We start from the raw sequence: 12730 nt of genomic DNA, 5'->3' as shown, positions 1-12730 counted from the left end.
CGCTAGGCGGTCACGACGGCTTTGACCAGGACGACGTCTTCTTCGCCGCCCTGCCAGACGTAGCCGGATCTGGTGACGGTGACCGTGCCGGCGCGGGCGGTGCGCAAACCGTTGGCGATCTCGTGCCGGTCGGGGTCGAACGCCACCGTCTCGCCCAACCGGTCGACGGCACGGAGGCGCTTGCGGTGCGTCTCGCCGTCCAGCCAGGCCGCCACCTCCGCGATCGTGGCGCCCTGCTCGTGCATCACCTCGACGACCGTCGCCAGATCCGCGAGGACCTTGGCCTTCTCCTGCTCGCGCTGGCGCGACCAACTCGACTGGGCGTGCCCGCCGGAGGTCTCGGCCACCGCGAGGCTGTCGGCGATCGTGGCGACGAGGGCCTGGGTCAACCAGGCCGGGACGCGGACGGACGAATGGGCCGAGAGTTGGTCGAGCGACTCCGCCGAGGATCGCGGGACGGCCGACCACTCGTATTTGGTCGGGCCCGATTTCTCCACGTGCGGGTGCAGCTTGACGTAGGGCTGGAGGCGTTTCCACTTCGCGTCGACGTCGGACCGCTTCACCCCCGCGGCGACGATCTCGTTTTTGATCTCGCGGGCACCGATCGGGCCCGGTGCGGATCGAATGATCTCCAGGAATGCCAGACCGGCGTCGGTGCTGAATTGCTTGACGAGCAGTTTCGCGTCCACGGTGAACCGTCCCACGGATTCGTCAATGAGTAGCCGCGAGAATAGTGGAGCGGACCGTGAAAGTATGCCCCTGTCAGAAGCGCGACAACATCGCCAGGAACTGGTCTGGGGTAAGGGAACCCGGGCGGGTGCCTTCACGGGCGGCGCGGTTGACCAGCTGGCGGGCCAGTTCGTTGGCCGGTGCGGCGAGGCCGTGCAGGCGGGCCTGCAACACGATCTCGCCGTTGAGATAGTCGGCCTCGACGGTGCCGGTGCCGCGGGCCAGGCTCTGCCAACTCGAGCCACCGCCGCGTGGGGTGCCCTCGACCGGCTGGATGTTGAGCAGGCCCTTGCGGCGCGCGGCGTCTTCCTCCGGTGTGGCCACGTCGATGCCGGCCGCCGCCAGCACCGCGTTGCCCTCCTCGCGGAGCAGCGCGTCGATCTCGTCGACGCCGTCGGCTTCGCGGCCGCACAGGGCTTCGATCGCGTTGCCGAGGTTCAACAGCAGTTTGGCGTGCTTCCAGCGCATGATGTCGGCGCGCGGCTGGGAGGAGAAGCCGGCCTCACGCAGGCCCGCCGCCAGCCGCTCGGCGGTGTCGTCGACGCCGGTCGGATAGCGGCCGAGGTCGAGGCCGCCCGGCGTCGGTGCGCTGTGCGCGACCACCACGCCGGGTGCGAGGTGGCTGGCCGGCAGCATCACGGTCACGCCGTAGACGTTGGGGAACAGCCGCAGTGCGGCGCGCTCGTTGGCGACGCCGTTCTGTAGGCAGACGACCGGGGTCTCCGGCGGCGCGACCGCGGCCAGCGGGCGCAGCACGTCGGGGGTGTCCATGCCCTTGACGCCGAGCACGGCGACGTCGCCCGGGCGCCACTCGTGGTCGGTCACCGCGGCGACCGCCGGCACCCGGAGGGTCTGCCTGCCCTCCGGTGAGTGCAGTCGCAGCCCGTCGCGGCGAATGGCGTCGAGGTGTGCGCCGCGCGCGACCAGCACCACGTCCTGGCCGGCCGCGGCCAGCCTTCCACCGACCACGCCACCGACTGCGCCCGCGCCCACGATCACCCATCGCATGCCGCCGAATCTATGTCACATTCGGCGCCGCGATCTCGTCCTGTGACCATGTCCATCCTCGCCGAACCGGTCTGGCCGGTCGTGCTGCTCGCCGCTGTCCAGTGCGTCGACGCGGCCATGTGCTGGCGCCCGATCGGCGCGGTCCAGCGCTGCCTCGACGACGTGCACGCGCCGCCGCTGGTCCGTCGCCTGCTCACGCCCATCAAGCTGGCGGCAGCCGGCGGGCTACTGTTCGGCCTGGTCGTGCCCTATCTCGGGGTGCTGACCTGTGCGGGGCTGGTCGCCTACTTCGGGATCGCGGTCACCATGCACATCCGCGCCCGCGACCTCGGCCGCAACTTCCGCAACGCCCTCGGCCTCGGTGTCGCCTCCGGCCTGGTCAGCATCTGCTATCTGTGACGCGGTGCGCGTTCATCTTGTTCGGTCGGCGGGTGGGGCCTACCGTCGCGCCATGGCACAGAGCGCTATCGCGACCGCCGTCGCGGTACTCGGGCTCGGTGAGGCCGGCGGCCGGTTCGCGGTCGACCTGGTCCGCGCCGGCGCGACCGTCAGCGGCTTCGATCCACGCGTCGACGCGCCACCGGGCGTCCGCCCGGCCACCGACGGGGCCGACGCCTGCCGCGGCGCCGACCTGGTGCTCAGCGTCAACAGCGCCGCCGACGCCCACGACGCCCTCGCGCAGGGACTGCCGGGCTGCCGCCCAGGCACGATCTGGGCCGAGCTCAACACCGCCGCCCCGCGGCTCAAGGAGACGGTGGCCGCCGCCGCAGCCGATGCCGGCGTCGCGGTCGTCGACGTGGCCATCATGGCGCCCGTGCCCGGCCTCGGCCTCGCCGTCCCGATGACCGCGAGCGGCCGCGAAGCCGCCGCGTTCGCGACACTGATGCAACCCTTCGGCGCACACGTCGACGTCATCGACGGCCCGTTCGGTGCGGCGGCCACCCGGAAACTGCTGCGCAGCGTCTTCTACAAAGGACTGGCCGCCGCCGTCGTCGAGGCCCGGGCCGCCGCCGAAGCCGCCGGCCTCACGGACTGGCTCGACGACAACATCCGCAAAGAACTGACCCGCGCCGACGCCGCCACGCTCGACCGGCTCACCCAGGGCTCGGTGACGCACGCCCGGCGCCGGGCCGACGAGATGGCCGCCGCGGCCGCGCTGCTCGACGATCTGGGCGTGCCGGCCCGGATCGCCCGCGCCAGCCGCGACTGGCTCAACGACCTGAGCGCAACGTGATCAGAGTGATCTCGCTGGGCGCGAAGATGCGGAACGGCGGGCCCCAGAAACCCGTACCCCGGCTGGTGTAGAGCTGGGTCCGCTCGCTGTGCCGGCTCAATCCCTGAAGCACCGGCTGGTCGGTCAGCACGAGGTAGTGGAACGGCCACATCTGGCCGCCGTGGGTGTGCCCGGAGATCTGTAGGTCGATGCCGTGCGCCACGGCGCCGTCGATCTGCCGTGGCTGGTGTGCCAGCAGCAGCACCGGCAGGTTGGGGTCGGCGCCGGCCAGCGCGGCGGCGTGGTCGGTGTGGTGGCCGGGCGTGCCGGACGATGCCGCGGTGCGGTCGTCCACGCCGGCCACGACCAGGCTCGCGCCGTCGCGGCTGATCACGATGTGCCGGTTGTGCAGGTCGTCCCAGCCCAGCTCGCGCATGTGGTCGAGCCAGCCCTGCGCCTCGGAGAAGTATTCGTGGTTGCCGGTCACGTACGCCCGCCCGAGTTTGGCCTTGACCTGGCCCAACGGCGCCGCCTGCTCGGCCCGCTCGACAGCCGTGCCGTCGGCGATGTCGCCGGTGTGGCAGACCAGGTCGGCGTCGAGCCCGTTGACCACGTCGACGACGCCCGCCGACCAGCGGGCCCGGTTGATCGGGCCGTAGTGCGTGTCGGTCAGCAGCACCACCCGCAGGCCGTCGAGCCCGGCGCCCAGGCGGGGCAGGGTGACGTCGACGCGGCGTACCCGGGAGACCTTCATCGCCTCGTGGTTGCCCCACAGCAATGCCACCAGCGCGACACCGACCACCGCCGCGTCCATGATGCGGGACCGCGCGGGATCGTCGACGCCACCGAGGAAGAGCCCGAGCCGCACCAGGTTGCCGAGGATCGAGCAGGTGAACAGGACCCAGATGACGCCGAGCGTGGTGTCTGAGATGCGCGCCGCCCAGTCCTGGTGGCGGCTGCCGTGGCCCTGCATCATCAACCGCGGGAACGACAGCAGCACGGCCAGGAACACTCCGCTCGCGGTCGCTTCCACCCAGGTCGGCCAGTCCTGGCCGGAGAAGACGAGCAACCACCAGGGCACCCCGAACAGGAGCACCAGCATGGTGACGATGGTCAGCACGAACCGCCACCGCCTGCGGGGCTGGCGGGGCGGTTCGGGCACGGTCTCCGAGGCGGCGGTCACCGGACCAGCATTGCATGACCCACCCGCCGACTCCGGTTACGGCAGGTTGGCCTCGACCACGTCGTTGACAACCCGGGTACGCAGCACCGGCTGATCGCTTCCGGCCGGGCCGTGCATGACCAGGCCGTCGTTGAGCCGGAACACGCTGCCGTGCCAGGGACATTCGACGCACGCGTCGCCGTCGATGTCGACCACGCGGCCCTCGCCGAGCGGGCCGGTCTCGTGGCCACAGCGCTCCAGCAGCACCGAGACCCGGTCGCCGTCGCGGTAGACGAGAACCGGCACCTCGCCGATGCTGCGGGAGACCGGCATGCCGTGCGGCAGCGCGCTGATGTCGGCCACCGGATGCCAGCCGTCGCTGATTCGGTGCAGTTGCGTCGCCGCCTGGTTGACCTGCGCGCCCTGCGCGTAGGCGAGATGGCCGCCGAGGAACGCCGCCGCGTTGACCACCCCGAAACCGGCGAAACCGAGCAACCGGCCCCGATGGTGGTTGCCGTTGAGCCGGGAGGCCAACGAAGCGGCGTAGAACCCGACCGCGACCGCGTTGGACGCCAGGTGCACCAGGCCGACCCGGCGCTGCTCCTTGTCGAGTTCGGCCCAGTCGTTGGCGCCGGCCAGGGCGGTCAGCGGCGAACTGGCGACACCGAGGCCGACCATGGTCGTCGCGGCCACTTCCTGGCCGCGAATCAGATCAAGAATGCTGGCACTGGTGTACGAACCGGCGGTGAACATCGCCAGCGCGGGGTGCAGCGGGTGGCCGAGTTGGACGCCGTGCAGGGCGTCACGCAGGAAACGGGGTTTGAGCACCGCCTGCAGGCCACGCTGAAGTGGATCACTGATCCGGTCGAGACCGGACGCCTGTTCGAGTCTGGTCAGCAACTGCCTCATCAACGGGGGTTTCCCCGGCCCCGGCGGCCCAAACGCCCGGTTCGGTCGCGGCCGCCAGCCGGGCGTAGCGGCCGCCCAGCCTGATCAACTCGTCGTGCCGGCCGCGCTCGACGATCCGGCCGTGGTCGAGCACCACGATCTGGTCGGCGTGCCGCACGGTGGACAGCCGGTGTGCGATCGCGATCGTGGTGCGGCCCTTGGACAGTTCGTCGAGAGCCGCCTGCACCGCCCGCTCGGTCTCGTTGTCGAGCGCGCTGGTCGCCTCGTCGAGCACCAGCACCGGCGGGTCGCGCAGCAGCATCCGGGCGATCGCGAGGCGTTGCCGCTCGCCGCCGGAGAACCGGTGGCCGCGGGCACCGACCACAGTGTCGTAACCCTCCGGCAGCGACTCGACCAGGTCGTGGATCCGGGCCGCCCGGCAGGCCGCCTCGACCTGCTCCTGGCTCGCGTCCGGCGCGGCGAACAGCAGGTTGGCCCGCACCGTGTCGTGGAACAGATAGGTGTCCTGGGAGACCAGGCCGACCGCGCCGGCGACCGCGTCGAGCCGCAGGTCGCGCACGTCGACGCCGTCGATCCGGATCGCGCCCCGGCCCGGGTCGACCAGCCGGGCGACCAGGTAGCCCAGCGTCGTCTTGCCGGAACCGGTCTCGCCGACCAGCGCGGTCGTCGTGCCGGCCGGCACGTGCAGGTCGATGCCGTCGAGCGTCCACGGCTGGTCGTCGGCGTAGCGAAAGCCGACACTCTCGAACCGCACCTCGCCCACCACCGCCGGCAGCGCGCGGGCGTCGGGCTTCTCGGTGATGTCGACGGGTTCGTCGAGCACCTCGAAGATCCGGCCGAACAGCGCCATCGACGTGGACACCTGCAAACCCAGCCCCTGCAACGCGCTGGCCGGGCCGACCAGCCGGTTGAGCATGCTGCTGAACGCGACCGCGGTGCCGATCGAGATGATCACGGCGCCGTGTGCGAACGCGAGGCCGGCCACCCAGTAGACGACGGCCGGCACCATCGTCAGACTCGCGCGCCGGGTGGACAGCAGCCATTTGCCGCTCATCGCCGCGCGCATCTCGCTGTCGGCCACGGCTTTCGACTCGGCGGTGAACCGCTCGGCCAGCGCCGCCCGCCGGCCCATCGTCGTGGCGAGCATCATGCCGGCCACCGACAGTCCTTCTTCGACGATCGAAGTCAGGTTGGCGAGCTGGCCCTGCCTGCGGCGGGCGATCCGGCGCCGCTGCCCACCGAGCCGGATCGCCGCGACCAGGAACAGCGGCACGACCAGCAGGCAGATCAGCGCCAGCTTCCAGCTCATCACCAGCGCGGCGACGGCGACCGCGGCGGCGCTGGTCGCGTTTTGCACGGCGGTGGCCGCGGTGTTGGAGACCACGTTCTCCACGCCGCCGACGTCGTTGGCGATCCGCGACTGGAGCTCGCCGGGCCGCGTCCGCACGTAGTAGAGCAGCGACATCCGTTGCAGATGGGTGAAGACCTGGACCCGCAGCTCGTGCATCACCCGCTGGCCGATGAGGTTGGCCAGCCAGGTGGTCAGCACGCCGAGCCCGGCGCCGACCAGCGACGCGACGATCATGCCGGCCGCGAGGTAGGAGATCAGCGCGGCGTTCTTCTCCGGCAGCCCGCGGTCGATGATCGCGCGGAGCAGGAACGGCGAGACGACATTGGCCGCGCCCAGCAGGCAGGCGGCGGCGACCAGGGCGACGACCCACCAGCGGTGGCGCCGGAACAGCGCGGTCACCCGCCGCAGTGGCGGACGAACATCGGTCTCATCGGGTACGCGTGTGCTCCCGTTGCGCTGATCGCCCCGGCCGCGCGTGCTCCTTCGGGCGGCTCGCGCACGGTCGCGCGTATCCCCTGCTGTCATGGTTCGGCTCTTACCGCCGGGTCGCCGGCAGCGGCCAGCCGTTCCAGGAGGCGGGCGGCGATGACCAGCACGTCGCGCTCCTCCTCGGTCAGCTCGCGGGCCATCAACGCCGCCGCGAAGACGTGTCTTGGACGCATCTCCTCGCCGAGGATGGCGCGGCCGCCTCGGCTGATGGTGATCAGGGACTGCCGGCGGTCGCCCGGGTCAGGAGTGCGCTCGATGTAGCCGCGGTCCTGGAGGGCGGCGAGGATGCGGGTGAGCGTCTGCGGCTTGGCACGGAGCCGGTCGGCGATCTCACCCGGCGTCATCGCGCCGTGCCGGTAGAGCTGGCCGAGTACCGCCGCCTGGGTGAGCGTCAGCAGGCCGGCACGCTCCGCGCGGACCCGTTCGGCGTAGGCGGAGACGCCGGCGTTGATCCGGCGGGCGATGTCCACCTCGGTATCCGTACGCATTAGCTGACGATAGCTCGTTGTCTTGAGCGGTCAAGCCCATTATTTTGTACGCTCATGCGTATCGATTGAGTTATCCACAGGCAGAACCGCGCCGGGTTGCCAGCCCCATAGAATCGCCGGGTGGCGACGTCAGCGGAGATGGTGGGGGCCGCGCCGGTTGAGGTGCTCCGGCGGCTCTTCGGCTACGACACGTTCCGCAACCAGCAGGCCGAGATCATCGACCGGCTCGTGAGCGGGGGTGATGCGCTGGTCCTGATGCCGACCGGCGGCGGCAAGTCGCTGTGCTACCAGATCCCGGCGATCGTCCGGCCCGGCGTCGGGGTGGTGATCTCGCCGCTGATCGCGCTGATGCAGGACCAGGTCGACGCGCTGCGCGCGTTAGGGGTGCGCGCCGGCTTCATCAACTCCACCCAGGAGTGGAGCGAGCGGCGCGAGATGGAGGCCGCCTTCACCAGCGGCGACCTCGACCTGCTCTACCTGGCACCCGAGGCGCTCGGCTCGCCCAACACGATGCGCTTGCTCGAGCGCGGGCGGATAGCCCTGTTCGCGATCGACGAGGCACACTGCGTGGCCCAGTGGGGCCACGACTTCCGCCCCGACTACCTGGGGCTCTCTGTGCTCCACGAGCGCTGGCCCGACGTGCCGCGGATCGCACTGACCGCGACGGCGACCACCGCCACCCGCGACGAGATCGCCACCCGGCTCAACCTGGCCGACGCACAGCGGTTCGTGGCCAGCTTCGACCGGCCCAACATCCAATACCGGATCGTGCCCAAGAAGAGCCCCGCGACCCAACTCCTCGAGTTCCTCCGCACCGAGCACAAGGGCGACGCTGGCATCGTCTACTGCCTGTCCCGCGCGTCGGTCGAGCGCACCGCCGAGTTGCTGGTGGAAAACGGCATCCCGGCGCTGCCCTACCACGCGGGCTTGGACGCCTCGACCCGCTCGGCCAACCAGTCCCGCTTCCTGCGCGAAGACGGCCTGGTGATGGTCGCGACGATCGCGTTCGGCATGGGCATCGACAAGCCCGACGTGCGCTTCGTGGCCCACCTGGACCTGCCAAAATCGGTGGAGGGCTACTACCAGGAGACCGGCCGCGCCGGCCGTGACGGCCTGCCGTCGACGGCGTGGCTGGCCTACGGCCTGCAAGACGTGGTCCAGCAACGCAAAATGATCGAGACCTCCGACGCCGACCGCAACCGCCGCCGCGCCCTGGCCGCACACCTCGACGCGATGCTCGCGCTCTGCGAGACCGTCTCCTGCCGCCGCGCCCAGATGCTGGCTTATTTCGGCGAGCCCGGCGGCGAACCCCAATGCGGCAACTGCGACACCTGCCTGACCCCACCATCGTCCTTCGACGGCACGGTCGCGGCGCAGAAACTCCTATCCGCGGTGCTCCGCCTGGACCGCGAACGCAACCAACGCTTCGGCGCGGGCCAAGTGATCGACATCCTGCTCGGCCGGCAAACCGACAAGGTCACCCGCTTCCGCCACGACCAACTCACCGTCTTCGGCATCGGCACAGAGCTATCCGAGTCCGAGTGGCGCGGCGCCGTCCGCCAGCTTCTGGCGCAGGGCCTGCTGGCGGTCGAGGGCGACTACGGCACGCTGCTCTTGACCGACGCGAGCCGCGCGGTGCTGGGCAAGGAACGCCAGGTCATGCTCCGCCGCGACCCACCCAAAACCCCACGCCAGTCCCGCGCCGCAACCCCCAAGGCCGCGGCCGCGGCTGCCAACCTGTCCGGCGAGGCGGTCGGCACCTTCGAGCGACTCCGCGCCTGGCGAGCCGCAACGGCGAAGGAGCAAGGCGTCCCGGCCTACGTGATCTTCCACGACGCGACGCTGCGGCAGTTCGCCAACGACGAGCCGCGGACGCTGGCCGAGCTGGGCAAGGTGAGCGGCGTGGGCGAGAACAAGCTGGCCAAATACGGCCAGCAGGTCCTCGACGTCCTGGCCGAGTCAATGCCGACCGCGCCCGTCGCCGCCCCTTCGGCCGCGCCTGTCGCGGCGTCCGGGGCCGCATCCGCTGCTGGCCGTGCGGGTGCGCCCGCCACTGGCGGCGACGCCGCCTCGAGCCGTGCGTCCGCGCCCGCCGCTGGCCGAGCGGGTGCGCCCGCCGCGAGCCCTGCGACCGCGCCCGCTGCTGGCATTAGCCGCGGCGGTAGCCGTGCGGCCGCGCCCGCCTGGGTAGACGACGACTTGTGGGGAGGGGACGACTTGATCGAACCCGACGACTTCGAGTAAAAACTCACGCGCGTGGACAAGATGAGTCTCGACTCACTATCGTGGGTTTCCTGAGTCGCCACTCATCTTGTGGAGGTGGGCATCGTGTCCAGCACGCCCCGCGACCTGTTCGAGCGGATGCGCCAGCAGTGGTTCGGGCAGACCGACCCGCTGACCGGCGATCTGCTGACCGACGACGTGGTTATCGAGAGCCCATTCGCAGCGGGCGGCCCGCACCGCGTCGAGGGCCGCCAGCAGTTCCTCGACTTCGCGAACCCACGGCGCGCGGTGTTCCCGGTCCGCTTCGAGGCGTGCCGCATTACCGCCATCCACGACACGACCGACCCCGACTCGATCGTGGTCGAATACGAACTCACCGGCACGTCGACCACGACCGGCCGGCAGGCGACCGCGGCCTTCATCGCGGTGCTGACGGCTCGCGACGGCAAGATCGCCCGCTGGCGCGAATACCAGAACACGCTGGCCATCCAGCAAGCGATGGCTTAGGCGGGGTAGGTGTCTCGGGGCGTACATGTTTTGTCATGTACGTACGTAACAAAACATGTACGCCCGAACAACGACACCCCCCAACCGGCCGCCACGACCGGAGCGGTTCAACGCATGAACCGCTGAGCCGGCTCGCCGTCCGATGTGGGCCTGCGCGTGTAGCGGCAAATTTTCCGCTCAGCCCCATGACGTGATGTCGCCGGTCGCGGCAAGGTCGGTGGTCAGGTCGAGCAGGTTGCGGAGCACTGGCCCCTCGCGGGTGGCCGGCCAGGCGACGACCGTCTCGGCCCGGTCGCCGGCCAGCGGTACGAAGACCACCCCGGTCCGCCGGATGTTGTGGGCCGACCGGGCCAGACGGGTCACCCCGACGCCGGCGGCGACGAGCCCGAGCAGGTTGGGCACGCCGGCCGCCCGCTGGACGACTCGTGGGGTAAACCCGGCGGCGGCGAAGTCGCGGTCGTATTTCGCGTGCCAGGGTGGCCACAGGTCGCGCGGCGTGAGTACCCAGTCCTCGTCGGCGAGGTCGGCGAGTTCAAGGGTGGCCCGGTCGGCGAGTGGGTGGCCCGCCGGCAGCACCGCGCAGACCGGCTCGGTGATCAGCGTTCGGGTGGCCAGGTCGGTGACCAGTGGCGGCCTGGTGAACGCGGCGTCGAACCGCCCAGCGCGTAGCCCCGCCACGAGTTCGTCGATCGGCACGTCGTGGGTCGTGAGGTCGAGGTCAGGGAACCTTTCGCGCACGGCGCGTACCACCGGCGGCAGCATGTAGTTGGCCGTGGACGTGAGGAATGCCAGGTCGAGGCGACCTACTTCACCGCTGGCGGCGCGTTTCGCCACGGCCACCGCCGCGTCGAAGCGGGCTAGCACGGCGCGTGCTTCCGGCAGGAAGAAATGTCCCGCGCCGGTGAGCCGAGTGCCCCGGGTGTCGCGGTCGAAGAGGCGCACATCGAGGGCTCGTTCCAGCGCGCCGATCTGCTGTGACAGTGACTGTTGGGCCAGGTGCAGGTGTTCGGCGGCGCGGCTGAAGCTGAGGTGTTCGGCTACGGCGACGAAGTATCGCAGGTGCCGCAGGTCGACGGTCACAGTCTGAAACTGTAACCGCGGCAGGGAGGCTGTGTTGGCCAGGTCTCGGGCCGGCCGGGCAGGGTGGGTTCGCGAAACAAGCCGACGACCCACAGGAGTGAACGCACCATGACAGAGACGGGCCGAGTGTGGCTGATCACCGGGACTTCAGCCGGGTTCGGCCGGGCGTTGGCGTTGGCGGCGCTCGCCTCGGGAGACCGGGTGATGGCTACCGCACGCCAACCAGACCGGCTGGCCGATCTCGTCTCCATCGGCCAGGGCCGGGTGCGGACCGCGGCCCTCGACGTGACCGACGACGCGCGGGTGGCCGCCGTGGTCGCACAGACGATCGCCGAGTTCGGCCGGATCGACGTGGTGGTCAACAGCGCCGGCCATGGCAGTGTCGGTGCCGTCGAGGAACTCGATCTCGCGGACCTGCGGGCCTTGCTGGACGTGATGTTCTTCGGCGCCGTCGCGGTGACCAAGGCCGCCCTGCCGCACCTGCGGGCCCAGCGCAGCGGGGCGATCGTCCAGCTCAGCTCCATGGGCGGTCAGCTCAGCATGCCGGGCTTCGGGGCATACTGCGCGGCGAAGTTCGCGCTCGAAGGTCTGTCCGAGGCACTGGCCGCGGAGGTCGCGCCATTCGGCATCCGGGTGTTGATCGTCGAACCCGGGGCGTTCCGGACCGAGTTCGGCGGGGCGCGCATGCACAGGTCGCGGGTCATCGAGGAATACGCCGTGTCGACGGCTTCCACCCGCGCCGCGGTCGACACCATGGACGGCACGCAGCCAGGTGACCCGGGCAAGGCGGCCCGGGCCATCCTGGAGATCCTCGACAGTCCCGCGGCACCGCTGCGGCTGGCGCTCGGCAACGACGCCGTCGAGCTCATCGCCGCGCATCACGAACTGCTGCGTGCCGACCTGGCGGGCTGGGAGAAGCTCAGCCGCGCGATGGACCTCGATTAGCGGGCCTTGTTGCGCAAGGCTGCCCGTCGTTCGCGGAGTTCCTGCTCGTCGATCTCGCCGCGGGCGTAGCGCTCGGCCAGCGTCTGCTCGCCGGCGTGGCGGGCGCTCTGCATCGGCGAGCGGCGCCAGATGACGTAGCCGACCACCGAGAGCACCAGGACCCAGAACAGGATCGGGAAGACGATCCACCAGCCGGGTCCGCCGTGGTTCCAGGGGCCGTTGTGCCACCCGGGGTCGGCCGCGTAGGTCGTGACCTGTGCCAACATCGTGAGCTCCTCACTTAGGGACGGTTACGTTCCGACGGTCCCGCGACCGAGGCGATGCGGCGTCGGCCGGCGAGCGGCATTCGGGATACGCAGCGGGGCGCAGCACCACCTGGAGCTACCGTGAGTTGATGGGCGATCTCATGCACGCGGTCGGTTATCGCAAGCCGTTGCCTATCGATGACCCGGAGAGCCTGGTCGACGCCCAGGTGCCGGTGCCCACGCCCGGCGACCACGAGTTGCTGGTGCGGATCGAGGCCGTCTCGGTCAACCCGGCCGACGTCAAGACCCGGGCCCACGCCGACCCGCACGGGTTCCGCATCCTCGGCAACGACGCCGCGGGGGTGGTCGCCGCCGTCGGCC

At 70.8% G+C, this 12730-nt stretch carries 12 protein-coding genes and 2 pseudogenes; 6 read left to right on the top strand and 8 right to left on the bottom strand.

Features of this window, described 5'->3' with window-relative positions:
- Nucleotides 1–2 precede the first annotated feature (2 nt).
- Entirely contained in the window at nt 3–704 is a 702-nt protein-coding gene (locus DFJ67_RS21845; protein ID WP_116069688.1) for a hypothetical protein, read from the bottom strand.
- Between the two features lie 58 nt (nt 705–762).
- Nucleotides 763–1737 (bottom strand): ketopantoate reductase family protein, encoded by a 975-nt coding sequence (locus tag DFJ67_RS21840; protein ID WP_116069687.1) that lies wholly within the window; start codon nt 1735–1737, stop codon nt 763–765.
- 48 nt (nt 1738–1785) lie between these two features.
- Between DFJ67_RS21840 and DFJ67_RS21835 the strand changes: the two genes are divergently transcribed.
- Entirely contained in the window at nt 1786–2136 is a 351-nt protein-coding gene (locus DFJ67_RS21835) for a DoxX family protein (RefSeq protein WP_116069686.1), read from the top strand.
- Between the two features lie 52 nt (nt 2137–2188).
- Nucleotides 2189–2971 (top strand): DUF1932 domain-containing protein, encoded by a 783-nt coding sequence (locus DFJ67_RS21830; protein ID WP_116069685.1) that lies wholly within the window; start codon nt 2189–2191, stop codon nt 2969–2971.
- On the opposite strand, the gene DFJ67_RS21825 is transcribed toward DFJ67_RS21830, so the two are convergent.
- The 4 genes from DFJ67_RS21825 to DFJ67_RS21810 all read right to left on the bottom strand — a co-directional run bounded on the left by DFJ67_RS21825 (nt 2949) and on the right by DFJ67_RS21810 (nt 7349).
- Entirely contained in the window at nt 2949–4133 is a 1185-nt protein-coding gene (locus DFJ67_RS21825) for a metallophosphoesterase (RefSeq protein ID WP_239097436.1), read from the bottom strand. The two genes, DFJ67_RS21830 and DFJ67_RS21825, sit on opposite strands and share 23 nt — an antisense overlap.
- Nucleotides 4134–4169: 36 nt before the next feature.
- Complete coding sequence (locus DFJ67_RS21820) at nt 4170–4940, bottom strand: Rieske (2Fe-2S) protein (protein WP_342353848.1); 771 nt, start codon at nt 4938–4940, stop codon at nt 4170–4172.
- 25 nt (nt 4941–4965) lie between these two features.
- A complete protein-coding gene (locus DFJ67_RS21815) occupies nt 4966–6771 on the bottom strand; it encodes an ABC transporter ATP-binding protein (RefSeq protein ID WP_239097437.1) in 1806 nt (601 codons plus the stop codon).
- A gap of 122 nt (nt 6772–6893) precedes the next feature.
- On the bottom strand, nt 6894–7349 hold the full coding sequence (locus tag DFJ67_RS21810) for a MarR family transcriptional regulator (RefSeq protein ID WP_116069682.1): 456 nt from the start codon (nt 7347–7349) through the stop codon (nt 6894–6896).
- Nucleotides 7350–7487: 138 nt separating this feature from the next.
- Here DFJ67_RS21810 and recQ point away from each other — a divergent pair.
- A pseudogene (gene recQ, locus DFJ67_RS21805) lies at nt 7488–9305 on the top strand (DNA helicase RecQ); the annotation flags it as partial.
- Nucleotides 9306–9677: 372 nt separating this feature from the next.
- Entirely contained in the window at nt 9678–10079 is a 402-nt protein-coding gene (locus DFJ67_RS21800; protein WP_239097438.1) for a nuclear transport factor 2 family protein, read from the top strand.
- A gap of 177 nt (nt 10080–10256) precedes the next feature.
- Here DFJ67_RS21800 and DFJ67_RS21795 read toward each other — a convergent pair whose 3' ends face one another.
- Nucleotides 10257–11159 (bottom strand): LysR family transcriptional regulator, encoded by a 903-nt coding sequence (locus tag DFJ67_RS21795; RefSeq protein ID WP_116069680.1) that lies wholly within the window; start codon nt 11157–11159, stop codon nt 10257–10259.
- Nucleotides 11160–11267: 108 nt separating this feature from the next.
- Here DFJ67_RS21795 and DFJ67_RS21790 point away from each other — a divergent pair, with 108 nt between their 5' ends.
- A complete protein-coding gene (locus tag DFJ67_RS21790) occupies nt 11268–12104 on the top strand; it encodes an oxidoreductase (RefSeq protein ID WP_116069679.1) in 837 nt (278 codons plus the stop codon).
- Here DFJ67_RS21790 and DFJ67_RS21785 read toward each other — a convergent pair.
- Entirely contained in the window at nt 12101–12370 is a 270-nt protein-coding gene (locus DFJ67_RS21785) for an SHOCT domain-containing protein (protein ID WP_116069678.1), read from the bottom strand. The genes DFJ67_RS21790 and DFJ67_RS21785 overlap by 4 nt on opposite strands.
- A 128-nt stretch (nt 12371–12498) precedes the next feature.
- On the opposite strand from DFJ67_RS21785, the pseudogene DFJ67_RS44740 reads away from it, so the two are divergent.
- Nucleotides 12499–12711 (top strand): annotated as a pseudogene (locus DFJ67_RS44740) (zinc-binding alcohol dehydrogenase family protein); the annotation flags it as partial.
- Nucleotides 12712–12730: the final 19 nt, after the last annotated feature.

Source organism: Asanoa ferruginea, from assembly GCF_003387075.1.
GTDB classification, from domain to species: domain Bacteria; phylum Actinomycetota; class Actinomycetes; order Mycobacteriales; family Micromonosporaceae; genus Asanoa; species Asanoa ferruginea.
Note: the sequence above shows the minus strand (reverse complement) of the source record. Positions and strands in the feature narration are given on the sequence as shown.

Bases quoted from the DNA above. Each gene is read 5' to 3' on its own strand.
- DFJ67_RS21840 (WP_116069687.1), bottom strand. From the start codon at position 1,737: ATGCGATGGGTGATCGTGGGCGCGGGCGCAGTCGGTGGCGTGGTCGGT.
- DFJ67_RS21835 (WP_116069686.1), top strand. From the start codon at position 1,786: ATGTCCATCCTCGCCGAACCGGTCTGGCCGGTCGTGCTGCTCGCCGCT.
- DFJ67_RS21830 (WP_116069685.1), top strand. From the start codon at position 2,189: ATGGCACAGAGCGCTATCGCGACCGCCGTCGCGGTACTCGGGCTCGGT.
- DFJ67_RS21810 (WP_116069682.1), bottom strand. From the start codon at position 7,349: ATGCGTACGGATACCGAGGTGGACATCGCCCGCCGGATCAACGCCGGC.
- DFJ67_RS21790 (WP_116069679.1), top strand. From the start codon at position 11,268: ATGACAGAGACGGGCCGAGTGTGGCTGATCACCGGGACTTCAGCCGGG.
- DFJ67_RS21785 (WP_116069678.1), bottom strand. From the start codon at position 12,370: ATGTTGGCACAGGTCACGACCTACGCGGCCGACCCCGGGTGGCACAAC.